This window comes from Pseudomonas silesiensis (assembly GCF_001661075.1).
Taxonomy (GTDB): Bacteria; Pseudomonadota; Gammaproteobacteria; order Pseudomonadales; family Pseudomonadaceae; genus Aquipseudomonas; species Aquipseudomonas silesiensis.
The window spans coordinates 6,530,976-6,557,286 of record NZ_CP014870.1 but is presented as its reverse complement, the minus strand read 5'-3'; the positions used below and the strand labels follow the sequence as shown (position 1 = coordinate 6,557,286).

Here is a 26,311-nt window from a genome sequence, read left to right as displayed (position 1 = left end):
TCACGGGGCATAAAAAATGGCGATCCCTGCGGATCGCCATTTTTTTTTCACCGCCCCTGTAGAAGCGAGCTTGCTCGCGATGAATGTGCAGACGACGCGTTTTTCCAGAAAGTACGCGTCATCGTTTACGTCCATCGCGAGCAAGCTCGCTCCTACAGGGGCCATCAAACTGTTCAGCGCACGTTCAACACAAAACCGACCCGGGTCAGCCATTCCGCTTCCAGGCCGAAGTCGGCCTGGGTCAGTTGGTTTTCATCCAGCCAGTTTTCCGGGAACAACACATCCAGGCTGTCGCCATTGGCGTGCAGCACGACCTGAGGCATTTGCTGGGTGCCGCGGATGTGATGGAACAGGATCGCAAAGCGCAGCAGCACGCACAGGCGAATCAGCTTGATGCCTTCATCGCCGAACTCGGCAAACTTGTCCCGGGGGATATTGCGTCGGTGGCCGCGCACCAGCAGTGCGAGCATCAGTTGGTCTTCGCGGGAGAAACCCGCCAGGTCCGAATGCTCGATCAGGTAGGCGCCATGCTTGTGGTAGTGATAGTGAGCGATGTCCAGGCCCACTTCATGAACCTTGGCGGCCCAGCCCAGCAGTTCGCGCCAGATGCCGTCATCCAGGTCCCAGTCCTCGGCCACCTGGTCAAACGCGTGCAACGCTTTGCGTTCGACCCGCGCCGCCTGTTCAAGATCGACGTGATAGCGCTCCATCAGCGAGCTGAGGGTGCGCTCGCGGACGTCTTCGTGGTGATGACGACCTAACAGGTCATAGAGCACACCTTCGCGCAGGGCGCCATCGCAGTGGTCCATGCGTTGCAGTTCCAGGGCATCGAAGATGGCTTCGAGAATCGCCAGGCCGGCCGGGAAGATCGCCCGGCGGTCCGGCTTGATGCCTTCGAAGTCGATCTTCTCGATGTCACCGAGCTTGAACAGTTTGCGCTTGAGCCAGGCCAGGCCTTCGGCGTTCACTTCGCCCGTGCCATGCCCGCCGGCCTTCAGTGCCAGGCCGATGGCCCGGATGGTGCCCGAGGAGCCGATGGCTTCATCCCAGGTCAGGCGGTGCAAAGCGTGTTCGATGCTCATGATCTCCAGCCGCGCCGCCGTGTACGCCTGGGCGTAGCGGGCCGGGGTGATCTTGCCGTCCTTGAAATAGCGCTGGGTAAAACTGACGCAGCCCATCTGCAGGCTTTCGCGCAGCAACGGCTCGAAGCGCTGGCCAATGATGAATTCGGTACTGCCGCCGCCAATATCGGCCACCAGGCGCTTGCCCGGCGTGTCGGCGAGGGTGTGGGAAACGCCGAGGTAGATCAGGCGCGCTTCTTCACGACCGGAGATGACTTCCACCGGGTGGCCAAGGATTTCTTCGGCGCGGCGGATGAATTCAGCGCGGTTGCGGGCTTCACGCAAGGCGTTGGTGCCCACGATTCGCACGGCGCCAGGCGGCATACCGTTGATCAGTTGGGCAAAGCGCTTCAGGCAATCGAGCCCGCGTTGCATGGATTCTTCGCTGAGCTGGCGCTCTTCATCAATGCCGGCGGCCAGCTGCACCTTCTCCCCGAGACGTTCGAGAATACGGATTTCGCTGTTCTGGGCCTTGGCCACGACCATGTGAAAGCTGTTGGAGCCCAGGTCGATTGCGGCGATCAGGGACAGATTCTTGGCTTGGGATTGCGGCATGGTCAGGGGGTCTCGGTCGATAACCCTGACATCGTGCCACGATCAAACGCTGCCGCCAACGCGTAGAGCCGCCGAAGGCTGCGATCTTTTGGCGCGGGGTACTTGCGGCGCGGCTGATGGCCCCTTCGCGAGCAAGCCCGCTCCCACAGTTGACCGTGTTCTTACTGAGGTACTCGGTTAAATGTGGGAGCGGGCTTGCTCGCGAAGGCGGCCTCGCAGGCGCTGAAGAACTTTCAGCCCGTCATTTCAACGGTCCCGATGAAATTCGCCAGCTCCGGCGTCTGCGGATTGGCAAACAACACCTTCGGATCCCCCACCTCATGCACCTTGCCCTGGTGCATGAACACCAACTTATCCCCAACCTCCCGGGCAAAACGCATTTCATGGGTGACCATGATCAAGGTCATGCCTTGCGCCGCCAGCTGCCGAACCACGCTCAGCACTTCATTGACCAGTTCCGGATCGAGCGCCGATGTAATCTCATCACAGAGCAAAACCTTGGGCGACATCGCCAACGCCCGGGCAATCGCTACCCGCTGTTGCTGCCCGCCGGACAGCCGGTCCGGAAACGCATCGAATTTTTCCCCCAGGCCAACCCGTTCCAGCATCTCCCGGGCCAGTTCAGCAGCCCTGGCTTTGGGCACCTTCTGCACCACCTGCGGTGCAAGCATGACGTTTTCGCCGACGGTCAGGTGCGGGAACAGGTTGAACTGCTGGAACACCATCCCGACTTTCTGCCGCAGGCTGCGCAGGTCGACGCGGGCGGCGTCGAGGTATTCGCCGTCGACTTCGATCACGCCGTCGTTGATCGACTCCAGGCCATTCAAAGTGCGCAGCAAGGTGGATTTGCCCGAGCCGCTGCGGCCGATGATCGCCACCACCTGGCCTTCCTCGACGCTCAGGTCGATGCCTTTGAGCACATGGTGGTCGCCGTAATATTTATGCAGGGCCGAAATTCTAAGCAGAGGCATGCAGTCTCCTTTCCAGGTAGCGCGCACTGAGGGACAAGGGGTAGCAGAGCAGGAAGTATCCGAGGGCCACCAGGCCGTAGACCATGAACGGTTCGAAGGTCGCGTTGGCGAGCATGCCGCCGGTCTTGGTCAGTTCGGTGAAGCCGATGATCGAGGTGACGGCGGTGCCTTTGACCACCTGCACCGAGAAGCCCACGGTTGGCGCCACGGCGATGCGCAGCGCTTGCGGCAGGACGACGTAGCGCAGTTGCTCCAGCGGGTTGAGCGCCAGGCTTGCAGAGGCTTCCCACTGGCCGTTGGGGATCGATTCGACGCAACCGCGCCAGATCTCCGCCAGGTAGGCGCTGGTGAACAGCGTCAGGGCGATCGCCGCCGCCATCCACGGCGAAATCTCCACCCCGGCCAACGCGACGCCGAAGAACACCAAAAACAGCTGCATCAACAGCGGCGTGCCCTGGAACAGTTCGATGTACGTGCGGGCGACACTGCTTGGCAGGGTTTTTTTTGAAATGCGCATGACCATGATCAGCAAGCCGATCAGCCCGCCGCCGACAAACGCCACCAGCGACAGCGCCAACGTCCATTGCAGGCCCGTGAGCAGGTTGCGCAGGATGTCCCAGAAAGTGAAGTCGCTCATTGGCTGGTCCTTGCGCTGTTTCTTGATAGGAAGCGGCGACCTATCCAGTTCAGCAACTGGCGGATCAGCAGCGCCATGCACAGGTAGAGCAACGTGGTCAGGGCATAGGTTTCAAAGGCGCGGAAGTTGCGCGACTGAATGAAGTTGGCGGCAAAGCTCAGCTCTTCGGTGGCAATCTGCGAACAGACCGCCGAGCCCAGCATGACGATGATGATCTGGCTGCTCAGGGCCGGCCAGACCTTGCCCAGCGCCGGCAGCAGCACCACGTGGCGAAAGGCTTCGAAGCGGCTCATCGCCAATGCGGCAGCGGCCTCCAGCTGACCGCGGGGGATCGCTTGAATGCCGGCGCGGATGATCTCGGTCGAATAGGCCCCGAGGTTGATCACCATCGCCAGCACCGCTGCCTGCCATTCGGAAATCTGCACGCCCAGGGACGGCAGGCCGAAGAAGATGAAAAACAACTGCACCAGGAACGGTGTGTTGCGGATCAACTCGATGTAGACACCGAAGATTGCCGAGAACGGGCGGATGTTCCACGCCCGCACCAGCGCCCCGACAATGCCCAGGCCGACCCCGAGCACGGCGCCGATGGCTGTCAGCTCAAGGGTGAACAGGGCGCCGCGCAGCAACAGGTCGGTGTTTTGCACCACTGGAATGAAGTCGAACTGATAGGACATATTCAGTCTCCCCTGCAGCGATCAGAGATCGGCCGGCAGCGGCTCTTTGAGCCAGGTCCGGGCGTTTTTCTCCAGCGCGCCATCGGTCTTGGCGGTGGCGAGGATCTGATTGACCTTGTCCAGCAGCGCCGGCTCGTTCTTGTTCACGCCGACGTAGACCGGCGAATCCTTGAGCTTCACTTTCAGTGCCGGTACGCGTTTCGGGTTGCGTTCACTGATCGCCACCATCACCACGTTGCCGCTGGCGATCAGGTCGACTTGCCCGGCGAGGTAGGCGGCGATGGTCGAGTTATTGTCTTCGAAGCGCTTGATGGTCGCGCCTTCGGGAGCGACTTTGCTCAACTCGATGTCTTCGATGGCGCCACGGGTGACGCTGATGGTCTTGCCCTTGAGGTCGTCCAGGCCTTTGATATCGGCATCGGGCGGGCCGAATACGGCGAGATAGAAGGGTGCGTAGGCGCTGGAGAAGTCGATGACCTTCTCGCGCTCGGGGTTCTTGCCCAGGCTGGAAATCACCAGGTCGACCTTGCCGGTGGTCAGGAACGGGATGCGGTTGGTGCTATTGACCGGGGTCAGTTCGAGTTTGACCTTGAGTTGGTCGGCCAGCAGTCTGGCGGTGTCGACATCGAGGCCGCGCGGCTTCATGTCCGGGCCGACCGAGCCGAACGGCGGGAAGTCCTGGGGCACGGCCACCTTGAGGACGCCGCGCTTGACCACATCCTCCAGACCGTCGGCATGGGCGGGCGCCTGGCTCAGCATCAGGCTGGCAAACAGGAGGGCGAGGAGGGCGCTGTAACGCTGGGCCATGGCAAATCTCCGAATCGACGGGAAGTAATTTCTGCGATTCGATAGAGCACGGGTCGTGCCAAGAGTGGATTTCGGGGGTGCCAGGCCGCGGTTTTACCGGGATTGCTCGGTCTTACTGGTCTGAACAGTTGTGGCGCTTTTCGCACCCTCCTGGCGCATCGGGGAAAGGCGCCGAACCCCCATGGGGCACGACTTGCCGGGCGTCGCGAATAGCTTTACAACTAACCGCTCATTCGCCTGGTTCGTCTGAAAACCATGAACTCGATCTCCCAAGCCGTACCTGAAGTGGCGTTACAAGCCATCCGCAAACTGATCATCGAACAAGGATTCGGGCCGGGGGACGCATTGCCCTCGCAACGGGACCTGGCGCTGCAATTGGGGGTCAGTCGGGCGTCGTTGCGCGAAGCGTTGTCGTCCTTGAGTGCTTTGGGTGTGATCAGCATCCAGCCGGGCAAAGGTGTGTTCGTGCAGTCGCCGGTGGATTTGCCGCGAGGCGACGCGGCGCTGAGTTGGCCCTTTGCGGCGCAAGCCTCGCCGCTGGATATATTCCAGTTGCGTTATGCCCTGGAAGGCTTTGCGGCCGGGCTGGCGGCGGTGACCCTGAGCACTCACGAGCTCGATGCTCTGGACGATAATGTCGCCGCCATGCGCATCGACCTGAAGGCAGGCGACTTCGAGGCAGCGGCCCGACTGGATTTCGAATTTCACCGGCGCATCCTGCTGGCCAGCGGCAATCAGGCGATGCTGAGCATCCTGACCGCCAGCGCCGACATCTTCCTGGAGAGCCAAAAGCTACCGTTCATCCGGGCCGAGCGGGCCATGGAAACCTGGCAGGAGCACCGTAAAATCCTCCGCGCACTGGCCCGGCGGGCGTCCGGCACCGCGCAGAAGGCCATGCAAGAACATGTGCGCAACGCAGCCCTGCGCACTGGAATTGCCTTCGTCGCTCCCGCCACCCCATGACTTGAGCTATACCCAAACTCATGGACCACCATAGCGAGACTCAATCACCTGCAGCTTCCTGAACGCGGGAAGGGCAGCTATGATGGGCCACGTTTTTTATTGCTTACAACCCGGAGACATCCATGAGCAGCGATCTTATCAAGCACGTCACCGACGCTACCTTCGAGGCAGAAGTACTTCAGGCTGCCGGCCCTGTGCTCGTTGACTACTGGGCTGAGTGGTGCGGCCCTTGCAAAATGATCGCCCCGGTTTTGGACGAGATCGCTGGCACCTACGCCGGCAAGCTGACCGTTGCCAAACTGAACATCGACGAAAACCAGGAAACCCCGGCCAAGCACGGCGTGCGCGGGATCCCGACGCTGATGCTGTTCAAGAACGGCAACGTTGAAGCGACCAAGGTCGGCGCTCTGTCGAAGTCGCAGCTGGCGGCTTTCCTCGACGCCAACATCTAAGCGTCGTTGTAACCTGTCTGAAAATGGCCCCGCACTTTGCGGGGCTTTTTCGTTATCGAGGGCTAGACGCTCCGAAACTCAGGTGGTACATTCGGCCCCGCACTGGTTTCTCCAATGCCCCCTGCTAGCCGTCGCCGACGCACTCCTTTTCGAATTAGTACGCGATCCTGTCGCCTTCTCTGCGGCGCGGCCTCATTAAGCCAAAAGCTTAATTTCCCCCCTCCATAAATGATTACGTCATTCCTATATGAATCTGACTGAACTCAAGCAAAAGCCGATTACCGAACTGCTCGAATTGGCCGAACAGATGGGCATAGAAAATATGGCCCGTTCGCGCAAGCAGGACGTGATTTTCTCCCTGCTCAAAAAGCACGCGAAAAGCGGCGAGGAAATCTCCGGTGATGGCGTGCTGGAGATTCTCCAGGACGGCTTCGGCTTCCTGCGCTCCGCTGACGCTTCCTATCTCGCCGGTCCGGACGACATCTACGTCTCGCCGAGCCAGATCCGTCGCTTCAACTTGCGCACCGGTGACACCATCGTTGGCAAGATCCGCCCTCCAAAGGAAGGCGAGCGTTATTTCGCACTGCTCAAGGTCGACACGATCAACTACGATCGTCCCGAGAACGCGAAAAACAAGATTCTCTTCGAGAACCTGACCCCGCTGTTCCCGACCGTGCGCATGAAGATGGAAGCCGGCAACGGTTCCACCGAAGACTTGACCGGTCGTGTCATCGACCTGTGCGCCCCAATCGGCAAAGGCCAGCGCGGTCTGATCGTTGCACCGCCGAAAGCCGGTAAAACGATCATGCTGCAGAACATTGCGGCGAACATCGCGCGTAACAATCCTGAAGTTCACCTGATCGTATTGCTGATCGACGAACGTCCGGAAGAAGTGACCGAAATGCAGCGCACCGTGCGCGGCGAAGTGGTTGCCTCGACGTTCGACGAGCCGCCAACCCGCCACGTGCAGGTTGCCGAAATGGTGATCGAGAAGGCCAAACGCCTGGTCGAACACAAGAAAGACGTGGTGATCCTGCTCGACTCCATCACCCGTCTGGCTCGCGCCTACAACACCGTGATCCCGAGCTCCGGCAAAGTGCTCACCGGTGGTGTCGATGCCCACGCCCTGGAGAAACCGAAACGTTTCTTCGGCGCCGCGCGGAACATCGAAGAAGGCGGTTCGCTGACCATCATCGCCACCGCGCTGGTTGAAACCGGCTCGAAGATGGACGAAGTGATCTACGAAGAATTCAAAGGCACGGGCAACATGGAACTGCCGCTGGATCGTCGCATCGCTGAAAAACGTGTGTTCCCTGCGATCAACATCAACCGTTCCGGCACCCGCCGCGAAGAGTTGCTGACGGCCGACGATGAGTTGCAACGCATGTGGATCCTGCGCAAGCTGTTGCACCCGATGGACGAAATCGCAGCCATCGAGTTCCTGGTCGACAAGCTGAAAACGACCAAGACCAACGATGAGTTCTTCCTGTCGATGAAACGCAAGTAAATCGAACGGGCCAAAAAGCCGGGGAAACCCGGCTTTTTGCTATCTGATTTTTGATGAACCGGCAGTTCGTGGTTCTGAATAGAGGGGTTCGGCGCTAAACTGCCTGCCCCCGAACGCCACGGCCAAAACGAGGCTCACGCATGCAGTATCGCGACTTGCGCGACTTTATCAGCGGTCTGGAAAAGCGCGGCGAACTCAAGCGCATCCAGGTTCCGGTGTCCCCAGTGCTCGAAATGACCGAGGTCTGCGACCGCACCTTGCGTGCCAAAGGTCCGGCCCTGCTGTTCGAAAAGCCCACGGGTTATGACATACCGGTGCTGGGTAATCTGTTCGGCACCCCCGAGCGCGTGGCGCTGGGCATGGGCGCTGAGGCAGTCAGCGAACTGCGCGAGATCGGCAAATTGCTGGCGTTCCTCAAGGAACCCGAGCCGCCCAAGGGCCTGAAAGATGCCTGGTCCAAGCTGCCGATCTTCCGCAAGATCATCGCCATGGCACCGAAGGTGGTCAAAGACGCGGTCTGCCAGGAAGTGGTCATCGAAGGCGACGACGTCGACCTGGCGATGCTGCCGGTGCAGACCTGCTGGCCTGGCGATGTCGGCCCGCTGATCACCTGGGGCCTGACCGTCACCAAAGGTCCGAACAAGGATCGGCAGAATCTGGGCATTTACCGTCAACAAGTGATCGGCCGCAACAAGGTCATCATGCGCTGGCTGAGCCACCGTGGTGGCGCACTGGATTACCGCGAGTGGTGCGAGAAGCATCCGGGCCAGCCGTTTCCGGTATCCGTGGCCCTGGGTGCCGACCCGGCGACCATTCTCGGCGCCGTGACGCCGGTGCCGGACAGCCTCTCCGAATACGCCTTTGCCGGGCTGCTGCGCGGCAATCGCACCGAGCTGGTGAAGTGCCGCGGCAACGACCTGCAAGTGCCGGCCACCGCCGAGATCATCCTTGAAGGCGTGATCCACCCGGGCGAAATGGCCGACGAAGGTCCCTATGGCGACCACACCGGTTACTACAACGAAGTCGACAGCTTCCCGGTGTTCACCGTCGAGCGCATCACTCACCGGATCAAGCCGATTTACCACAGCACCTACACCGGCCGTCCGCCGGATGAGCCGGCGATCCTCGGCGTGGCGCTGAATGAAGTGTTCGTGCCGATCCTGCAGAAGCAGTTCCCGGAGATCACCGACTTCTACCTGCCGCCCGAAGGCTGCTCGTACCGCATGGCCATCGTGACCATGAAGAAGTCGTATCCCGGCCATGCCAAGCGGGTAATGCTCGGTGTCTGGTCGTTTTTGCGACAGTTCATGTACACCAAGTTCGTTATCGTCACTGACGACGACATCAACGCACGGGACTGGAACGACGTGATCTGGGCCATCACCACGCGCATGGACCCCAAGCGCGATACGGTGATGATCGACAACACGCCGATCGATTACCTCGACTTCGCCTCGCCGGTTTCCGGCCTGGGTTCGAAGATGGGGCTCGATGCCACGCATAAATGGCCCGGCGAAACCACTCGCGAGTGGGGCCGGGTGATCGTCAAGGACGAAGCCGTGACCCAGCGGATCGATGCCATCTGGAATCAGTTAGGAATAGATTGATGCGTGTAACCTTGCAGCCCTCCGGAGCAGTGCTTGAGATTCTGCCCGGCGAGCGGATTCTCGATGGCGCACGGCGCCTGGGCTATGAATGCCCACAAAGCTGTCGTAACGGCAATTGCCATGTGTGCGCCGCATTGCTGGTGGAGGGGCGGGTCGAACAGGCAGGCAATGTGCGCGACCATGGTGAGTTCTACACTTGCATAGCGGAGCCGCTGGAAGACTGCATCCTGCTGTGGGATGGCGTGCTCGCGCTGGGAGAACTGCCGGTGCGCAGCCTGTCGTGTCAGGTCATTGAATGCAGGGACGTCGGCGGCGATACCTTTCGCGTGCGTCTGCGGGCTCCGGCCGGCAAACCGCCGCGCTATCACGCCGGCCAGTACCTGATGATCGAGCGCGAGAGCGGCGAGAAATCGGCGTTCTCCCTGGCCTCGGCCCCCCATGGCGGGCGCGATCTGGAAATTCACGTACTGGCGCGCGAAAGCAGTGCGCTGAGCCTGATCGAACAGCTGCAACGCAACCCGATGGTGCGGATCGAGATGCCGTTTGGCGATACCCATCTGGCGGAGTTGCCGGACGGCCCGCTGGTGCTGATCGCCGCGGGTACCGGCATGGGCCAGATTCATAGCCTGATCGAGCATTGCCGCGCCGCGGGCTTCAAGCACCCGGTGCACCTGTATTGGGGCGTGCGTCGTCCTGAAGATTTTTATGCCATCGAACATTGGGACGAATGGCTGAAACTGCCCAATCTGTTCCTGCATAAAGTCGTCAGCGATCAATGCGGCTGGCAGGGGCGCTGCGGCATGTTGCATGAGGCGGTGTGCGAGGACTTCCCCGATCTGAAAGCCCTGCATGTGTACGCCAGCGGCTCTCCGGCAATGGTCTACGGCACGCTGGATGCCTTGGTCGAAGCGGGTATGGATGCACACCAGATGCGCGCCGACGTGTTTGCGTACGCGCCTAGATCCTGATGCAGCCCTGTAGGAGCGAGCTTGCTCGCGATGGAGGTCAACGATAACGCTTGCAGTCTGGATGAGCGCGTTGACCTTGCCTCCATCGCGAGCAAGCTCGCTCCTACAGGTTCTCTGGTTATAACTCCCCATATAGCCGATCGGTATTTATAAAATCTTATAAATGCCGGTAGGTTATATCTCATTCAGGCAAATATTTAAAAACTGTGCCATGGCACTTAAATTGCCTCGAAACATATGTGCCTTTTTGTTACAGCGGTGCGTTCTATTAAGTAATCTTGATTCGGGGGAGCTGAACGCTATTTGCCATGAGCGCCATAGAATCGGCTTTTTTAAATCTGGCTTACCCTCCGCGGCTCGATCTGGGGCCGCAGCTTACGCACGAACAATTGCTCAGCTCGATGCAAACGACCATGGCGCGCCACAAGGGCGGGCCGGTGTGGCTGTTCGCCTACGGCTCGCTGATCTGGCGGCCTGAATGCCCGGCAGTGGAGCGCGTACGCGGTCGGGTGCATGGCTACCATCGTGGTTTGTACCTGTGGTCCCACGAACATCGCGGCACGCCGGAAGTGCCTGGCCTGGTGTTCGGCCTGGATCGCGGCGGCTCTTGCAGCGGGTTTGCCTATCGCTTGCCCGAAGAACAACTCGACGCGTCTCTTTACGCACTGTGGCAACGCGAGATGCCATTCCCGTCCTATCGCCCACACTGGCTCAACTGCCGTCTTGAAGACGGCAACCAGGTTCAGGCATTGGGATTTGTTTTGGAGCGGCACCTGCCCAGCTATGCCGGCAACTTGCCGGATCATGTGCTGAGCCATGTGTTCGAAAACGCTTGCGGGCGTTACGGCACTACCCGCGATTATGTCGAGCAGACCGCCAGCGCCCTGCGTAGCCACGCCATGCCAGACCGGAATCTGGAGGCGCGGCTCAAGCGCTGCAAATCATCAGCCGATCAGGCGAGTGCTTCGCGGCTCTGACTGGCGACCTGTTTGTGCCACAGGGTCGGGGCGAGGAAGGCCATTGCCAGCAGGCATGCGCCGATCAGCAAGACGAAACCGCCGTCCCAACCGAAGTGGTCCACGGTGTAGCCCATGGCTGCACTGGCCGCGACCGACCCCCCCAGATAACCGAACAGCCCGGTGAAGCCCGCCGCCGTACCGGCCGCTTTCTTCGGCGCCAGTTCCAGCGCTTGCAGGCCGATCAGCATGACCGGGCCGTAGATCAGGAAGCCGATTGAAACCAGTGCGATCATGTCGACGGTCGGGTTGCCGGCCGGGTTCAGCCAGTACACCAGGGTCGCCACGGTGACCAATGCCATGAACACCATGCCGGTCAGGCCACGGTTGCCACGAAAGATCTTGTCCGACATCCAGCCGCACAGCAGCGTGCCCGGAATACCCGCCCACTCGTAGAAAAAGTACGCCCACGAGGTTTTATCCACGGTAAAGCCCTTGGCTTCCTTGAGGTAGGTCGGTGCCCAGTCCAGCACGCCGTAGCGCAACAGGTAGACGAAGACGTTGGCCAGGGCGATGTACCAGAGCATTTTGTTGCGCAGCACGTATTTGACGAAGATTTCCTTGGCGCTGAATTCTTCTTCGTGGCTGGCGTCGTAGCCTTCCGGGTAGTCGTTCTTGTACTTCTCGATCGGCGGCAGGCCTACCGATTGCGGGGTGTCGCGCATGGTGACGAAGGCAAACACCGCCACTGCCAGGGCGACCGCCGCCGGCACGTAAAACGCCGCATGCCAGTCGTTGAACAGGCCCATACCGAGCAGGAACAACGGGCCGATCAGGCCGCCGCCGACGTTATGCGCCACGTTCCATAAAGACACTACGCCACCGCGTTCCTTCTGCGACCACCAGTGCACCATCGTCCGCCCACTCGGCGGCCAGCCCATGCCCTGGGCCCAGCCATTGATAAACAGCAGGATGAACATGATGGTCACGCTGGACGTCGCCCAGGGCGCGAAGCCGAAAATGAACATCACACCGGCCGATACCAGCAGGCCGAAGGGCAGGAAGAATCGCGGATTGGAACGGTCGGACACGATGCCCATCAAGAACTTGGACAGGCCGTAGGCAATGGCAATCGCCGACAGCGCCAGGCCCAGCTCACCGCGGGTATAGCCCTCTTCGATCAGATAAGGCATGGCCAGGGAGAAGTTTTTGCGCAGCAGGTAATAACCGGCGTAGCCGATAAAAATCCCGGCGAAGATCTGCCAGCGAAGGCGGCGGTAGGTGTTGTCTATTTTTTCTTCAGGCAATGGAGCCTGATGTGCGGCAGGACGAAAGAAAGCAAACATTCAAAGGCTCCAGATTTCTTGTTTTGACTGCGGATGCGAATGTTACAGTTTCGTTACCGAAAATAGCACCGCTTCGCGGTGGTCAAACAGCGGAAATTTTGGCGGCCGTATGTTCTCTTACGAACATGTCGCTCAGACGTAAGTGAAGGACGTTGTAGGAAGGATTACCGCTTCCATCCTTTGCGCCTCATCTGTCCGGATGAGTACTGGTTTTTGGGAAGCGTCCTTCGTTCAAAGGAGAGGTTGCGACGTTCTGTTTCAGGTCGCTGCTGCGTAAGCTTTGCAAGGGAGTTTTAGTGTTTCGATCATGGAGGGGAGGGGTTATGCGGTGGTTTGCGTTTGTGCTGTTGCTGGGTTTATCGGCAGATATCAGGGCAGGGGAGTTCTTTCTGATACCGGAAAACAACCCTAAGCCGATTTATCCTCCAGCGCTTCTGAGGGCTGGCATAACCGGCAATGTCCGAGTCGAGTTCATCGCCAATGCCGATGGTTCGGTGAGCAAGGTGAGGATCCTGGAAAGCGATCATCCTGACCTGGCCGAAGCGAGCAGGGTTGCGATAGAGCAGTGGCGATTCAAGCATTGGACGGTTGATAGCGATAAGCCTGCCAAGCATAAAATTATTGCGCCATTGATATTCCGGCTGGATCTCGATTCACCGATTCATACCAACCAGTGGCTCAAGAAATTGAAATGTCGTGACGTCAACGAGCAACTGCTCAATGTCCCGGAGTCTGCGTGGGTGGATGCCGCGCCGTTTCACTACACCCGGGCGTATCTGTCGAACGTGTTTCACGTCACCCAATTGCCGAAGGAACAGCGCCTGGAATGGATCGCCAAGCTGAATAAGCGTGTGCCAAACATTGTTAGAAGTTGCCGGAGCGGCCCGGTGCTTAAATACATGAGCTTGCTGCCGGAGGAGATTCGGCAACTGTTGTAGCGCCTGGCTCGTCATGCGGCGGTCTGAACAACTCTTTCGAGGTGCAGACCGCTCTACTGGATTCAGCGAACCTGCACCACCACCTTGCCGACCGCCTTGCGCTGGCCCAGGTCATTGATCGCCTGCGCCGCATTGCTCAGCGGATACAGTTGCGACACCAGCGGCTTCAACTTGCCCTCGGCAAACCAGCCAAACAGTTGCTGGAAGTTTGCCGCGTTGTCCTGAGGCTGGCGTTGGGCGAATGAACCCCAGAACACGCCGACCACTGCAGCACCTTTGAGCAGAGTCAGGTTAACCGGCAGTTCCGGAATGCGCCCGCTGGCGAAACCGACCACCAGCAAACGCCCGTTCCAGGCGATGGCGCGGATGGCCTGGTCGAACAGGTCGCCGCCCACCGGGTCGTAGATCACGTCGGCGCCCTGGCCGTCGGTCAGGCGCTTGATTTCGTCCTTGAGGCTGGTTTCGCTGTAGTTGATCAGCTCATCGGCGCCGGCCGCCTTGGCCACGGCGAGTTTTTCCGCGCTGCTGGCGGCAGCGATCACCCGGGCGCCCATGGCTTTGCCGATTTCCACCGCCGCCAGGCCGACACCGCCGGAAGCGCCGAGCACCAGCAGGGTCTCGCCGGGTTGCAGGTGGCCCCGTTGCTTGAGCGCATGCATCGAGGTGCCGTAGGTCATGCTGAAGGCGGCGGCGGTGTTGAAGTCCATGGACGGCGGGATCGGCAGCACGTTATAGCCCGGCACCGCGACTTCTTCGGCAAAGCTGCCCCAGCCGGTCAGGGCCATGACCCGGTCGCCGACTTTCAGGTGGCTGACCTTTTCCCCCACCGCACTGACCACGCCAGCCGCTTCGCCGCCAGGGGAAAAAGGGAAGGGCGGTTTGAACTGGTATTTGCCCTCGATGATCAGCGTGTCGGGGAAATTCACCCCGGCGGCGTGCACCTCCAGCAGGATTTCATTCTTCTTCGCGACAGGACTGGCGACGTCTTCCAGCACCAGCGATTCGGCAGGGCCGAAGGCTTTGCACAGCACGGCTTTCATCAGGGCTATTCCTTTTGGAGTGATGGCCGATAAGTGTAGGTGTGTGAATTGAAGGGTCAACGAGCATGCCCCGCCCTGATAGGCCGCCATAAGCTTGTGCTGGCGCGGCGGGTCGATATGCTAGGACGCAAACCGGATAAGGAGCGAAGTGTGAAAGCGTGGATCATGTTGTTGCTGGCCCTGTCTCTGCCCGTGGCAGCGGTGGCCGAAGAAGCCAAGGAAGGTGAAGCGCCGAAGGTCAGCTACATCACTTTGAGCCCGCCGTTCGTGGGTAACTATGGGCTGGACGGTACGCCGAAGCTCAAGGTCTACAAGGCTGATGTGGCGCTGCGGGTGACCGGGGACGAGGCGGCCAAGCTGGTGAAGGCCAACGAGCCGTTGATTCGTAATCAGCTGGTGGCGCTGTTTGCGCAGCAGACCACTGAGGCGATGAACAATGTCGAGGCCAAGGAGAAGCTGCGTCAGGAGGCCTTGAAGCAGACCCGACAAGTGATGAACGATGAGACCGGCAAGCCGGTGGTTGAGGACTTGTTGTTCAATAACCTGATCATCCAATAAGAACTTCATTGTCCGGGCGGGCCTCATCGCGGGCAAGCCCGCTCCCACAGGGATCTCGGACGGATGCAAAAGCTGCATTCACTGGAGATCCTTGTGGGAGCGGGCTTGCCCGCGATGACATTTGGGGTAGCGCTGGAGATCTTACGGCTTGAGCGCAATCACCGCCGCCCATTGCTCAGATGTAACCGGCATCACTGACAGTCGCGAGCCTTTCTGTACCAGCGGCATCTCGGCCAACGCCGTCTGCTGCTTCAGATAGTCCAGCTTCAACACCCTGGTAAACGTCTCCATATGCGCGACATCAATCGCGCTCCAGGCGTTCTTCTCTGGAGTTGCCTTCGGATCGAAGTAATGACTCTCCGGCTCCAGCGCCGTCGGGTCCGGATACGCGGCTTCGACAATCTTGCCGATCCCGGCAATGCCCGGTTCGGGGCAGCTGGAGTGGTAAAAGAAAAACTCGTCGCCCACCGCCATGGCCCGCAGGAAATTACGGGCCTGGTAGTTGCGAACCCCGTCCCAGCGCGCTTTGCCGAGCTTCTGCAGATCCTTGATCGAGAGTTCGTCGGGCTCGGATTTCATCAGCCAATAGGCCATGGTTTTGCTCCTTGCGAGGTGAGTGGGCAAGTTGTCCGGCAATTTTATGACAAACCGACAGTCGGTTGACGCCAGCGTTTGCGTGTCGGTTCACGTTGTCGCAGAATGCGCGCCTTCTCAGCTAGACGCTGCTGCACGGCCTACAACGGAAACCGCTGCTGTCATCGTGTTGATATGCCTTTGGGGGGCAATCGATGAAACGCAAACCGGATTTACTATGGATTTTGGTGATTTTGTTCGGCCTCGGTGTCGTGACCACCGGCTACGCCCAAAGCCTGTGGAACAACAACCCTGATGCACCGATCGAGATCGCGCAGCAACAGCAACAGCAACAGCAACAACTGCAGCCATCGGCCTTCAAGCGCTGAAGCTGTCTTGCCGACGCCGCTGATCGCAGTGGCGTCTAGCCTGCGTAATACCAGGCCTTGTCCGTCACCGTTCCCTGCAACGGCACATCCCAGCTCGCTTGAGCCAATCGTTCCACCTTCTGACATTCATGGGCCAGCCCCAACAACGTCGGCTTGCGCCAGTTTTTGCGCCGCGCCAGGTACGCCAGGCTGCGATCGTAGAAGCCGCCGCCCATGCCCAAACGTCCGCCGACATCGTCAAACCCGACCAATGGCAGCAGCACCAGGTCCAGTGCCCAGACTTTGCGTTGCCGGGCGAGGTTATGCCGGGGTTCGAGAATGCGGAAACGATTGGGTTTGAGCTTTTCGCCTGGGCGAATGCGCTGGAACACCATTTTGGTTCGCGGCCAGGCGCTGAGCACCGGCAAATAGGTGGCCTTGCCCCGACGTTGCGCGGCGCGCAGCAATACGCGCGGATCGATTTCACCGTCGTTAGGCAGGTACAGGGAGATGTGTTTGGCGCGCCGGAACAAAGGCTGCTGGGCCAGTTGCTTGTACAGCCCGCGAGCAGCCTGGCGCTGTTGACTGGGGGTCAATGCGCGGCGGGCCTTGCGCAGCATGCGTCGAAGTTGCGGGCGGGGCAGCAGCGCAGGTTCGGTCATGAGTTCCGGCTTCGGCAGGGCGAGTACGTAAAGCGTACCCGTAAAAAAGCCGATGCCGGTATCTAAACCGGCATCGACAGGAATCAGGCTCCCCGGATGAACCGCTGCTGACTTAGCCCTTGAACCCGAAAGTTCAAGGTGGAAGATGCAGTAGGCTTTAAGGCTTTCCGTCTAGCGGACATGCACACCAGCCCAACGTGCAACCTCCAGGGTAGTGCGAATCGGCTCAGGGACGTGGTCAACTGGCAAGCACCCCAGGGAGTGATGCGAGTATACCTCAAGCGGTGAGACGAATCAGCCCTTGGTGACATCCGGATCGGTGGCGAGCACCAGATCGACGCGATCCAGCAGGTCGCGAACCTGCTCCCGGGTCGAGCCGCTGGCCTGCACATCCGGGCGTTCTTCCTTGTGCAGAAGATCGTGAGTGATGTTCAGCGCGGCCATCACGGCGATTCGATCGGCGCCGATGACTTTGCCGCTGCTGCGGATTTCGCGCATCTTGCCGTCCAGGTAGCGGGCGGCGCTCACCAGGTTGCTGCGCTCTTCCTGGGGGCAGATGATCGAATATTCTTTATCGAGGATCTGCACGGTAACGCTATTGCTTGAACTCATGAGTCTTGCTCCAGGGCCTTGAGGCGCGAAATCATCGACTCGACCTTACGCCGGGCGATTTCATTTTTTTCAATGAGGTGCGCGCGTTCCTCGCGCCAGGTCTTTTCCTGAGCTAGTAGGAGTCCGTTTTGACTCTTAAGTTGCTCGACTCGGTCAATTAGCAACTCAAGTCTAGCCATCAGCGCTTGCAGGTCGGTGTCTTCCATTGTCTTCACTGTCTGATGGGTATTGAACTGTAGGAGCGAGGTTGCTCGCGATGGTCGCCAACGAAAACGCTGGGCGCCTGACACCCCTCGGGGTTCTTGGATTCATCGCGAGCAAGCTCGCTCCTACAGGGGTAGTCGATGTAGGATACAAGACCTTCATTCTAGACATAGCGCCGTCTGGCGCCTAGCTGCCCATATGCCCATTCAGAATTCCCCGTACCAAGCCTTCGCCACCCTGCTGACTTCCAGTGGTCATAATGTCTCGCCTGCCGAACTGCATGGCCTGTTGCTCGGCCGCAGTTGCGCCGGTGCCGGTTTCGATGCAGAAGGCTGGCTGATCGATGCTGCCGAGCTGCTCGAAAACGAGCCACAAGATAATGTCCGCAGCGCCCTGATCGGTTTGCAGGAGATGGTCAAAGGCGAGCTCACCGGCGACGACGTGACCGTCGTTTTGCTGCTGCCGACCGATGACGAGCCGCTGGCTGACCGTGCCGCTGCTCTGGGCCAATGGTGCCAGGGCTTCCTCAGTGGTTTCGGCTTGAACTGCCGTGACAGCAGCATGTTGAGCACCGAAGCTACCGAAGTGATTCAGGATCTGGCGGCTATTTCACAGGTGCAAGACGCCCTGGAAGAGTCCGACGACGGCGAGAGCGATTACATGGAAGTCATGGAATACCTGCGCGTCGCGCCGCTGCTGCTGTTCGCCGAGACCAAAAAGCCGGACGCATCGGCTGCCGCCAAACCGTCGTTGCACTGATCGCGAGCCAGGAATAGCCATCTGCCCATGATTCATATCCCGAAATCGGAATACAGCCGTCGCCGCAAGGCCCTGATGGCGCAGATGGTCCCCAACAGCATCGCCATCCTGCCCGCCGCCGCAGTCGCCATCCGCAACCGCGACGTCGAGCACGTCTATCGTCAGGACAGCGATTTCCAGTACCTCAGCGGTTTCCCCGAGCCCCAGGCCGTCATTGTGCTGATGCCCGGTCGCGAACATGGCGAATACGTGCTGTTCTGCCGTGAGCGCAACGCCGAACGAGAGTTGTGGGACGGCCTGCGAGCGGGCCAGGAAGGCGCGATCCGCGACTTCGGCGCCGACGACGCCTTTCCCATCACCGACATCGACGACATCCTGCCTGGCCTGATCGAAGGCCGCGACCGGGTGTATTCGGCCATGGGCAGCAATCCGGAATTCGATCGGCACCTGATGGACTGGATCAACGTGATCCGTTCCAAAGCGCACCTCGGCGCCCAGCCGCCGAACGAATTCGTTGCCCTGGATCACCTGTTGCACGACATGCGCCTGTATAAATCGGCGGCAGAGGTGAAGGTGATGCGTGAGGCTGCTCGAATTTCCGCCCAGGCCCACATCCGCGCGATGCAGGCCAGCCGGGCCGGGCTGCATGAGTTCAGCCTCGAAGCCGAGCTCGATTACGAATTCCGCAAGGGCGGAGCGAAAATGCCGGCCTACGGTTCGATCGTCGCCTCGGGGCGCAACAGTTGCATCCTGCATTACCAGCAGAATGACGCGGTGCTCAAGGACGGTGATCTGGTACTGATCGATGCCGGCTGCGAAATCGATTGCTACGCCAGCGACATCACCCGCACCTGGCCGGTCAACGGCAAGTATTCACCAGAACAGAAGGCGATCTACGAGTTGGTGCTGGCGGCTCAAGAAGCCGCCTTTGCCGAAATCGCCCCGGACAAACACTGGAACCAGGCCCACGAAGCCACGGTCCGGGTGATTACATCCGGCCTGGTGGAACTGGGCCTGTTGCAGGGCGATGTCGATGAATTGATCGCCCGCGAAGCCCATAAAGCTTTTTACATGCACCGCGCCGGTCACTGGTTGGGCATGGATGTGCACGACGTCGGCGAGTACAAGGTCGGCGGCGAATGGCGCGTGCTGGAGGTCGGCATGGCGCTGACCGTGGAACCGGGCATCTACATTGCCCCGGACAACCAGAACGTAGCGAAAAAATGGCGCGGCATTGGCGTGCGCATCGAGGACGATGTAGTGGTCACCAAAACCGGCTGTGAAATCCTGAGCCATGGCGTACCGAAAACGGTCGCCGAGATCGAAGCCTTGATGGCCGCCGCACGGACACAAGCGGCATGAGTCGAGTCAATCTGGCAATCATCGGTGGCGGCCTGGTCGGCGCCAGCCTGGCGTTGGCCTTGCAGGCCGGGGCCAAGGCCCGTGGCTGGAAGATCGTGCTGATCGAACCCTTTGCACCGGGCGACACCTATCAGCCGAGCTACGATGCCCGGTCTTCGGCGCTGTCGTACGGCGCTCGGCAGATTTATCAACGGCTGGGCGCGTGGCAGGAAATTTCCCGCCGCGCCGAGCCGATCAAGCAGATTCACGTCTCCGATCGCGGACGGTTCTCCACCGCGCGCCTGTCGGCGATGGAAGAGGGCGTACCGGCGCTGGGCTACGTGGTGGAAAACGCCTGGCTCGGCCAATGCCTGTGGCAAGGCCTGGACAAGGACGTGATCAGCTGGCGGTGTCCGGCGGAGGTCACGCGCATGGAACCGCTGACCGATGGCTATCGCCTGGTCCTCAACGATGAAACCACCCTGGAGTGCGACCTTGCGGTGCTCGCTGACGGTGGCCGTTCCGGTCTGCGCGAGCAATTGGGGATCGGCATCAAGACCCGTCCCTATCACCAGAGCGCGCTGATCGCCAACGTTACACCGAGTGAAGCGCACAACGGCATGGCCTTCGAGCGCTTCACCGATGAGGGGCCGATGGCGTTGTTGCCATTGCCGGACAACCGCTGTGCGTTGGTCTGGACCCGTCTGGGCATGGACGCGAAACGGCTGGCGGTGCTGGATGAGCGAAGTTTCCTCAGCGAGTTGCAGGGCGTGTTCGGTTATCGTCTCGGCGCCTTGAAGCAGGTGGGCGTACGGCATCTGTATCCGCTGTCATTGATCGAGGCCGAAGAGCAGGTACGTCCGAATCTGGCGATTCTGGGCAACGCCGCTCACAGCCTGCACCCGATTGCGGGGCAAGGCTTCAACCTGTCCCTGCGCGATGCCCAGGCCTTGGCCGACGCGCTGCTGACCAGCGAAAGCTCGCCCGGTGATTTCGCCACCTTGCAGGCCTACCGCGAACGCCAGCGCCTGGATCAGAGCCTGACCGTAGGCTTCTCCGATCAGGTCACCCGCTTGTTCGGCAGCACCCAGCCACTGGTTTCCCTGGGCCGCAGTATCGGCCTGCTCGGCCTCGATCTGCTGCCACCGGCCAAGCGCTGGTTCGCCCGGCAGGCCATGGGGCTGGGTACGCGTCCCGATGTTTGAGAATTTGCAGATCGATAGTCACGACGGCTCCGGCACTTGGGTGGCGCGAGTCGAGGAACCCCTTTACGTGCGGCTCAGGTCGCAAGCGAGACAGGCTTAAAGCATGGAAATGCGCGCAGATCTGTTGATTGTCGGGGCCGGAATGGTCGGCAGCGCCCTGGCGCTGGCGCTGCAGGACAGCGGGCTGGAAGTCCTGCTGCTGGACGGCAGCCCGATGAGCGTCAAACCCTTTGACGGGCAGGCGCCATTCGAACCGCGGGTGAGCGCGCTGTCGGCCGCCAGCCAGCGAATCCTCGATCGCCTGGGCGTCTGGGATGGCATCGCCAATCGGCGAAGCAGTCCCTACACCGAGATGCATGTCTGGGATGGCAGCGGTACCGGGCAGATCCATTTCTCGGCGACCAGCGTGCATGCGCAGGTGCTCGGGCATATCGTCGAGAACCGCGTGGTGCAGGATGCCTTGCTCGACCGTCTGCACGACTGCGATCTGGGGATGCTGGCCAATGCGCGCCTGGAGCAGATGCGCCGCTCCGGTGACGACTGGCTGCTGACCCTGGCCGATGGCCGCACCTTGCGCGCGCCGTTGGTCATTGCCGCCGATGGTGCCAACTCGGCAGTGCGGCGCCTGGCCGGCGTAGCGACCCGCGAGTGGGATTACCTGCACCACGCCATCGTGACCAGCGTGCGCAGCGCCGAACCTCATCAAATGACTGCCTGGCAGCGTTTCACCGATGACGGTCCATTGGCCTTTCTGCCGTTGGAGCGCGACGGTCAGCAGGACTGGTGCTCGATCGTCTGGTCGACCACGCCAAGCGAGGCCGAACGCCTGATGGCGCTGGACGACGCTGGTTTCTGCAAGGAACTGGAGCGCGCCTTCGAAGGTCGGCTTGGCTCCGTGCTCAGCGCCGATCCGCGACTGTGCGTGCCGCTGCGTCAGCGCCACGCCAAGCGCTATGTGGCTGAAGGCCTGGCGTTGATCGGCGATGCGGCTCACACCATTCACCCATTGGCCGGGCAGGGGGTAAATCTCGGTTTCCTCGATGCCGCCGTGCTGGCCGAAGTGCTGTTGCAAGCGGCTGCCCGTGGCGAGCGATTGGCGGATGTGAAAGTGCTGAGTCGTTACGAGCGTCGGCGCATGCCGCATAACCTGGCGTTGATGGCGGCGATGGAAGGCTTCGAGCGGTTATTCCAGGCTGACCCGCTGCCGGTGCGCTGGTTGCGTAATGCCGGGTTGAAGATGGTTGACCAGATGCCGGAGGCCAAGGCGTTGTTCGTGCGTGAGGCGTTGGGGTTGATTGGGGATTTGCCGGCGTTGGCCAAGGCCTGAGATCTTCATTGATGCTGATGGCCCCTTCGCGGGCACATTCACTACACATCTCAAACTGTGCAACATTTGGTTACTCCTCTACCAACTGTTCGATTGAGAAGGTAAATGTGAGTCCTTATCATTTACTCTCATTTTTTCAATCAAGAGACCACACCTATGTTGGCACCCAAGCGTCTACTGACTGCACTGGCCCTGACCCTGATCGGCAGCACCATCGCCCAGGCCGCCGACGAGGTGGTGGTTTACTCCTCGCGTATCGACGAGCTGATCAAGCCGGTGTTCGACGCCTACACCGCGAAAACCGGCGTGCAGGTGAAGTTCATCACCGACAAGGAAGCGCCTTTGATGCAGCGGATCAAGGCAGAAGGCGAGAACGCCACCGCCGACCTGCTGCTGACCGTCGATGCCGGCAACCTCTGGCAGGCCGAGCAGATGGGCATCCTGCAACCCTTCACCTCGAAAACCATCGACGCCAATATCCCGCTGCAGTATCGCTCCTCCGCCCATGCCTGGACCGGCTTGAGCCTGCGGGCGCGGACCATTGCTTATTCCACCGATCGGGTGAAACCCGGCGAGCTGACCACCTACGAAGGTCTGGCCGACAAGAATTGGGAAGGCCGCCTGTGCCTGCGCACGGCGAAGAAGGTCTACAACCAGTCTTTGACCGCCACCATGATCGAAGTCCACGGTGCCGACAAAACCGAGAAGATCCTCAAGGGCTGGGTCGGCAACCTGGCCACCGATGTGTTCTCCGATGACGTTGCGGTGCTGGAAGCGATCAACGCGGGCCAGTGTGACGTTGGCATCGTCAACACCTACTACTACGGCCGTCTGCACAAGCAGAAGCCTGACCTGGCGGTGAAACTGTTCTGGCCAAACCAGGGCGACCGTGGCGTGCACGTCAACCTGTCGGGCATCGGCCTGACCAAACATGCTCCGCACCCGGAAGCGGCCAAGGCACTGATCGAGTGGATGACCACGCCTGAGGCGCAGAAGATCTTCGCCGACGTGAACCAGGAGTTCCCGGCCAACCCCGCCGTGCAGCCTTCCGCGGAAGTGGCGAGCTGGGGCAAGTTTGTCGCCGATACCTTGCCTGTGGAAATTGCCGGCAAGCGTCAGGCTGAAGCGATTCGCATGATGGATCGGGCTGGCTGGAACTGATTCCACTGTGTCGAGAGATCTTCCCTGTGGTGAGGGGGCTAGCCCCCTCGCCACAAGATAAATTTGCTGGCTTCATCGCCAGAGGCCCGCATTTTTTTAGAGAATTTCCTTGGCTCACCCCACCCAACGCCGCTGGTATCCCCTGGTCTTCGCCATCGCTGCGCTGGTCCTGCTGCCCCTCAGCGTCTTGCTGTTGTCATGGCAAACCATCGACCAACAGATCTGGTCCCACCTCTGGGATACCCAGATGTCGCGCCTGCTGGGCAATACCCTGACGTTGGTCCTCGGTGTCGGTGTCGGCGTAACGGTGCTGGGAGTGAGCCTGGCCTGGCTCACCAGCCTCTGCGAATTTCCCGGTCGGCGTTGGCTGGACTGGGCCTTGATGTTGCCGTTCGCGATCCCCGCTTATGTGTTGGCATTCGTTTTTGTGGGGCTGCTGGATTTTGCAGGCCCGGTGCAAACCCTGCTGCGCGAATGGTTCGGCAGCGCAATCAGATTGCCGCGGGTTCGCTCCACCGGCGGGGTGATCCTGGTGCTGGTGCTGGTTTTCTATCCCTATGTGTACCTGTTGGCGCGGACCGCGTTCCTGGCCCAGGGCAAAGGCTTGATGGAAGCGGCACGGGTTCTGGGCCAATCGCCGTGGCAGGCGTTCTGGCGGGTGGCCTTGCCGATGGCTCGCCCCGCGATCGGTGCGGGCGTTGCATTGGCGCTGATGGAAACCCTGGCGGATTTCGGCGCGGTGTCGGTGTTCAATTTCGACACGTTCACCACCGCCATCTACAAAACCTGGTACGGCTTTTTCAGCCTCTCGACCGCCGCGCAACTGGCCAGCCTGTTGTTGCTGGTGGTGATGGTGGTGTTGTACGGCGAGCGTCGCGCGCGGGGGGCGAATCGGGCGAGCAACGAGCGACCTCGGGTCAAGGCGTTGTACCACTTGCGTGGCGTCAAGGCGCTGGTCGCCATGAGTTGGTGCGGTCTGGTGTTCGCCTGTGCCTTCGTCATTCCGATGTTGCAACTGGTGGTGTGGTTCGGGCAGCGCGGACGCTTCGATCTGGATGAGCGTTACGCCGGGCTGATCGTCCATACCTTGTACTTGGGGGGCATGGCGGCGCTGATCACCGTCGGTGTCGCCCTGGTGCTGGCGTTTGCGCGTCGGCTGGCGCCGACCCGGGCGATACGTGCCGGTGTCAGCCTGGCCAACCTTGGCTACGCGTTGCCCGGTTCGGTGCTGGCTGTGTCGATCATGCTGGCGTTCAGCTACCTGGATCGCGAGCTGGTGATCCCGTTCTCGAGCTGGCTCGGTGGCGCCGGTAAACCCTTGCTGCTCGGCAGTCTATCGGCATTATTGCTGGCCTATCTGGTCCGGTTCATCGCCGTCGCGTATGGGCCACTGGAAAGCAGCCTGGCACGAATACGGCCATCTTTGCCCGAAGCGGCACGTAGCCTGGGCGTGAGTGGGCCTCGACTGTTTTTCAAGGTGTATCTGCCATTGTTGCTGCCCGGCACCTTGAGCGCCGCCCTGCTGGTGTTTGTCGACGTGCTCAAGGAAATGCCCGCAACCCTGTTGATGCGCCCGTTTGGCTGGGACACGCTGGCGGTGCGTATCTTCGAAATGACCAGCGAAGGGGAGTGGGCGAGGGCGTCGTTGCCGGCACTGACACTGGTTCTGGTGGGCCTGCTACCGGTCATCGGATTGATACGACGTTCGGCGCATCAAAACAGCTAGGTGTCAGTCCTACACCTTGAGGCTACAATGCGCGGCATTCGGTGCGGTCCGTCCTACAGACCTGGTAGCTGAAATCGGCTGAAAGCCTTTTATTTCAAGGCATTCACGCCGTGCAGCACCGGCCCGCACCTTCGCCACGCCCGGAAGGAGAAACCCATGGGACAGCGTACGCCTCTGTACGACCTTCATCTCGCCCTCGGCGCGAAGATGGTCGATTTTGGCGGTTGGGATATGCCTCTGCATTACGGCTCGCAAGTCGAGGAACACCATCAGGTGCGCCGCGATTGCGGGGTTTTCGATGTATCCCACATGACCGTGATCGATGTCAGCGGCCCCCAGGCCAAGGCCTGGCTCCAGCATTTGCTGACCAATGACGTCGAGCGTCTGCACAGCCCTGGCCGTGCCTTGTACAGCACCATGCTCAATGAGCGCGGGGGGATCGTCGACGACATGATCGTCTATCGCCTCGTGGACGGTTATCGGCTGGTGGTCAACGCCTCCACCCGTAATCAGGACCTGGCCTGGATGCAGGCCCACCTCGGCGACTATGACGTGCAGCTCAACGAGCGCTCGGAGTTGGCGATGCTGGCCATTCAAGGTCCCCAGGCCCGGCAAAAAATCGCTGAACTGGTGACTCAGTCTCGCGGCAACCTGATCCAGTTGCTCAAGCCTTTCGAAGGCCAGCCCGACGGTGACTGGTTCATCGCGCGCACCGGCTACACCGGTGAGGACGGTCTGGAAATCATTTTGCCGGCCGACCAGGCCCCAGGATTCTTCAACGATCTGGTGGGTGCGGGCATTTCCCCCATCGGCCTGGGCGCACGGGATACCTTGCGTGTCGAAGCGGGCATGAACCTTTACGGTCAGGACATCCATCAAGACGTTTCGCCACTGGCCTCCAACATGGCCTGGAGCATTGCCTGGGAGCCGGCCACACGTCAGTTCATCGGTCGCACTGCCCTGGAGGCCGAGCGGGCCAGTGGCGTACAGCATAAACTGGTCGGTCTGGTCCTTGAGGAGCGTGGGGTTTTGCGCGCTCATCAGGTGGTTCGCATCGCCAATGTTGGCGAAGGGGAGATCACCAGTGGTAGTTTCTCTCCTACGCTAAGCAAGTCGATAGCACTGGCGCGCGTGCCGATGGCAACTGCCGACCGCGCGGAAGTGGAAATCCGTGGCAAGTGGTACCCGGTCCGAGTGGTCAAACCGACCTTCGTACGCCATGGCAAAACCTTGATCTAACCTTTTCTGGCGGGCAACGACCGCTGACATT

General features: G+C 60.5%; 28 protein-coding genes and 1 other RNA gene. 16 read left to right on the top strand and 13 right to left on the bottom strand.

The genetic code is table 11. From position 1 onward, the window contains the following. The 6 genes from PMA3_RS32755 to PMA3_RS29120 all read right to left on the bottom strand — a co-directional run bounded on the left by PMA3_RS32755 (nucleotide 1) and on the right by PMA3_RS29120 (nucleotide 4,768). The gene (locus PMA3_RS32755; protein ID WP_161491161.1) at nucleotides 1-144 is read right to left on the bottom strand and encodes a hypothetical protein; all 144 of its coding nucleotides are present in this window, start codon (nucleotides 142-144) and stop codon (nucleotides 1-3) included. A gap of 29 nt (nucleotides 145-173) precedes the next feature. Next, nucleotides 174-1,676: an exopolyphosphatase gene (gene ppx / locus PMA3_RS29140; RefSeq protein WP_064680372.1), complete on the bottom strand. Its 1,503-nt coding sequence runs from the start codon at nucleotides 1,674-1,676 to the stop codon at nucleotides 174-176. A 233-nt stretch (nucleotides 1,677-1,909) separates the two neighbouring features. After that, the gene (locus PMA3_RS29135) at nucleotides 1,910-2,647 is read right to left on the bottom strand and encodes an amino acid ABC transporter ATP-binding protein (protein WP_064680371.1); all 738 of its coding nucleotides are present in this window, start codon (nucleotides 2,645-2,647) and stop codon (nucleotides 1,910-1,912) included. Then, nucleotides 2,634-3,284 (bottom strand): amino acid ABC transporter permease, encoded by a 651-nt coding sequence (locus PMA3_RS29130; protein ID WP_064680370.1) that lies wholly within the window; start codon nucleotides 3,282-3,284, stop codon nucleotides 2,634-2,636. Before PMA3_RS29130 ends, PMA3_RS29135 begins: the two co-directional genes overlap by 14 nt. Beyond that, nucleotides 3,281-3,961 (bottom strand): amino acid ABC transporter permease, encoded by a 681-nt coding sequence (locus PMA3_RS29125; RefSeq protein WP_064680369.1) that lies wholly within the window; start codon nucleotides 3,959-3,961, stop codon nucleotides 3,281-3,283. The genes PMA3_RS29130 and PMA3_RS29125 overlap by 4 nt, the downstream gene beginning before the upstream one ends. A 21-nt stretch (nucleotides 3,962-3,982) precedes the next feature. Further along, on the bottom strand, nucleotides 3,983-4,768 hold the full coding sequence (locus tag PMA3_RS29120; RefSeq protein WP_064680368.1) for a transporter substrate-binding domain-containing protein: 786 nt from the start codon (nucleotides 4,766-4,768) through the stop codon (nucleotides 3,983-3,985). Nucleotides 4,769-5,023: 255 nt separating this feature from the next. Here PMA3_RS29120 and PMA3_RS29115 point away from each other — a divergent pair, with 255 nt between their 5' ends. The 6 genes from PMA3_RS29115 (at nucleotide 5,024) to PMA3_RS29090 (ending at nucleotide 11,242) form a co-directional block, all read left to right on the top strand. Next, nucleotides 5,024-5,731, top strand: coding sequence for a FadR/GntR family transcriptional regulator (locus PMA3_RS29115; RefSeq protein ID WP_064680367.1), 708 nt, complete (start codon nucleotides 5,024-5,026; stop codon nucleotides 5,729-5,731). A 122-nt stretch (nucleotides 5,732-5,853) separates the two neighbouring features. Next, a complete protein-coding gene (gene trxA / locus PMA3_RS29110; RefSeq protein ID WP_064680366.1) occupies nucleotides 5,854-6,183 on the top strand; it encodes a thioredoxin TrxA in 330 nt (109 codons plus the stop codon). A 247-nt stretch (nucleotides 6,184-6,430) separates the two neighbouring features. Then, entirely contained in the window at nucleotides 6,431-7,690 is a 1,260-nt protein-coding gene (gene rho, locus PMA3_RS29105; protein WP_007942421.1) for a transcription termination factor Rho, read from the top strand. A gap of 140 nt (nucleotides 7,691-7,830) precedes the next feature. Then, nucleotides 7,831-9,297: a 4-hydroxy-3-polyprenylbenzoate decarboxylase gene (gene ubiD, locus PMA3_RS29100; protein WP_056738783.1), complete on the top strand. Its 1,467-nt coding sequence runs from the start codon at nucleotides 7,831-7,833 to the stop codon at nucleotides 9,295-9,297. Further along, entirely contained in the window at nucleotides 9,297-10,265 is a 969-nt protein-coding gene (locus tag PMA3_RS29095) for a CDP-6-deoxy-delta-3,4-glucoseen reductase (RefSeq protein WP_064680365.1), read from the top strand. The genes ubiD and PMA3_RS29095 overlap by 1 nt, the downstream gene beginning before the upstream one ends. Before the next feature lie 308 nt (nucleotides 10,266-10,573). Continuing rightward, nucleotides 10,574-11,242 carry a gamma-glutamylcyclotransferase gene (locus PMA3_RS29090; RefSeq protein ID WP_064680364.1) on the top strand — a complete coding sequence of 223 codons (669 nt, stop codon included), beginning with the start codon at nucleotides 10,574-10,576 and terminating at the stop codon, nucleotides 11,240-11,242. On the opposite strand, the gene glpT is transcribed toward PMA3_RS29090, so the two are convergent. Next, nucleotides 11,218-12,567 (bottom strand): glycerol-3-phosphate transporter, encoded by a 1,350-nt coding sequence (gene glpT, locus PMA3_RS29085; protein WP_064680363.1) that lies wholly within the window; start codon nucleotides 12,565-12,567, stop codon nucleotides 11,218-11,220. The genes PMA3_RS29090 and glpT overlap by 25 nt on opposite strands. 323 nt (nucleotides 12,568-12,890) lie before the next feature. Here glpT and PMA3_RS29080 point away from each other — a divergent pair, with 323 nt between their 5' ends. Beyond that, entirely contained in the window at nucleotides 12,891-13,505 is a 615-nt protein-coding gene (locus tag PMA3_RS29080; protein WP_064680362.1) for an energy transducer TonB, read from the top strand. A gap of 62 nt (nucleotides 13,506-13,567) precedes the next feature. On the opposite strand, the gene PMA3_RS29075 is transcribed toward PMA3_RS29080, so the two are convergent. Next, on the bottom strand, nucleotides 13,568-14,545 hold the full coding sequence (locus PMA3_RS29075) for an NADPH:quinone oxidoreductase family protein (RefSeq protein WP_064680361.1): 978 nt from the start codon (nucleotides 14,543-14,545) through the stop codon (nucleotides 13,568-13,570). A gap of 150 nt (nucleotides 14,546-14,695) precedes the next feature. On the opposite strand from PMA3_RS29075, the gene PMA3_RS29070 reads away from it, so the two are divergent. Further along, on the top strand, nucleotides 14,696-15,103 hold the full coding sequence (locus PMA3_RS29070) for a flagellar basal body-associated protein FliL (RefSeq protein WP_064680360.1): 408 nt from the start codon (nucleotides 14,696-14,698) through the stop codon (nucleotides 15,101-15,103). 141 nt (nucleotides 15,104-15,244) lie between these two features. Here the strand turns inward: PMA3_RS29070 and PMA3_RS29065 are convergent, their stop codons facing one another. Further along, on the bottom strand, nucleotides 15,245-15,697 hold the full coding sequence (locus PMA3_RS29065) for an EVE domain-containing protein (RefSeq protein WP_064680359.1): 453 nt from the start codon (nucleotides 15,695-15,697) through the stop codon (nucleotides 15,245-15,247). A 194-nt stretch (nucleotides 15,698-15,891) separates the two neighbouring features. On the opposite strand from PMA3_RS29065, the gene PMA3_RS32880 reads away from it, so the two are divergent. Continuing rightward, nucleotides 15,892-16,065, top strand: coding sequence for a hypothetical protein (locus PMA3_RS32880; RefSeq protein ID WP_102136463.1), 174 nt, complete (start codon nucleotides 15,892-15,894; stop codon nucleotides 16,063-16,065). 35 nt (nucleotides 16,066-16,100) lie between these two features. On the opposite strand, the gene PMA3_RS29060 is transcribed toward PMA3_RS32880, so the two are convergent. The 4 genes from PMA3_RS29060 to PMA3_RS29045 form a co-directional block, all read right to left on the bottom strand. After that, nucleotides 16,101-16,706 (bottom strand): 5-formyltetrahydrofolate cyclo-ligase, encoded by a 606-nt coding sequence (locus PMA3_RS29060; RefSeq protein WP_064680358.1) that lies wholly within the window; start codon nucleotides 16,704-16,706, stop codon nucleotides 16,101-16,103. A gap of 85 nt (nucleotides 16,707-16,791) precedes the next feature. Beyond that, nucleotides 16,792-16,970, bottom strand: a non-coding RNA gene (gene ssrS / locus PMA3_RS29055) — 6S RNA. A 30-nt stretch (nucleotides 16,971-17,000) separates the two neighbouring features. Beyond that, the gene (locus tag PMA3_RS29050) at nucleotides 17,001-17,318 is read right to left on the bottom strand and encodes a cell division protein ZapA (RefSeq protein ID WP_007942435.1); all 318 of its coding nucleotides are present in this window, start codon (nucleotides 17,316-17,318) and stop codon (nucleotides 17,001-17,003) included. Beyond that, a complete protein-coding gene (locus PMA3_RS29045) occupies nucleotides 17,315-17,524 on the bottom strand; it encodes a TIGR02449 family protein (protein WP_003177365.1) in 210 nt (69 codons plus the stop codon). Before PMA3_RS29045 ends, PMA3_RS29050 begins: the two co-directional genes overlap by 4 nt. A 196-nt stretch (nucleotides 17,525-17,720) precedes the next feature. On the opposite strand from PMA3_RS29045, the gene PMA3_RS29040 reads away from it, so the two are divergent. The 7 genes from PMA3_RS29040 to gcvT all read left to right on the top strand — a co-directional run bounded on the left by PMA3_RS29040 (nucleotide 17,721) and on the right by gcvT (nucleotide 26,280). Continuing rightward, on the top strand, nucleotides 17,721-18,281 hold the full coding sequence (locus PMA3_RS29040; RefSeq protein WP_064680357.1) for a YecA/YgfB family protein: 561 nt from the start codon (nucleotides 17,721-17,723) through the stop codon (nucleotides 18,279-18,281). Nucleotides 18,282-18,308: 27 nt separating this feature from the next. After that, the gene (gene pepP, locus PMA3_RS29035) at nucleotides 18,309-19,643 is read left to right on the top strand and encodes a Xaa-Pro aminopeptidase (RefSeq protein WP_064680356.1); all 1,335 of its coding nucleotides are present in this window, start codon (nucleotides 18,309-18,311) and stop codon (nucleotides 19,641-19,643) included. After that, nucleotides 19,640-20,827, top strand: a complete 1,188-nt coding sequence (ubiH, locus tag PMA3_RS29030) for a 2-octaprenyl-6-methoxyphenyl hydroxylase (protein ID WP_064680355.1) — start codon at nucleotides 19,640-19,642, stop codon at nucleotides 20,825-20,827. The genes pepP and ubiH overlap by 4 nt, the downstream gene beginning before the upstream one ends. 109 nt (nucleotides 20,828-20,936) lie before the next feature. Beyond that, on the top strand, nucleotides 20,937-22,154 hold the full coding sequence (locus tag PMA3_RS29025) for a 2-octaprenyl-3-methyl-6-methoxy-1,4-benzoquinol hydroxylase (RefSeq protein ID WP_167355138.1): 1,218 nt from the start codon (nucleotides 20,937-20,939) through the stop codon (nucleotides 22,152-22,154). A 156-nt stretch (nucleotides 22,155-22,310) separates the two neighbouring features. After that, the gene (locus PMA3_RS29020) at nucleotides 22,311-23,315 is read left to right on the top strand and encodes an extracellular solute-binding protein (protein ID WP_064680353.1); all 1,005 of its coding nucleotides are present in this window, start codon (nucleotides 22,311-22,313) and stop codon (nucleotides 23,313-23,315) included. A gap of 109 nt (nucleotides 23,316-23,424) precedes the next feature. After that, nucleotides 23,425-25,041: an ABC transporter permease gene (locus PMA3_RS29015; protein WP_064680352.1), complete on the top strand. Its 1,617-nt coding sequence runs from the start codon at nucleotides 23,425-23,427 to the stop codon at nucleotides 25,039-25,041. A 156-nt stretch (nucleotides 25,042-25,197) separates the two neighbouring features. Beyond that, nucleotides 25,198-26,280 (top strand): glycine cleavage system aminomethyltransferase GcvT, encoded by a 1,083-nt coding sequence (gene gcvT / locus PMA3_RS29010; protein ID WP_064680351.1) that lies wholly within the window; start codon nucleotides 25,198-25,200, stop codon nucleotides 26,278-26,280. Nucleotides 26,281-26,311 lie beyond the last annotated feature (31 nt).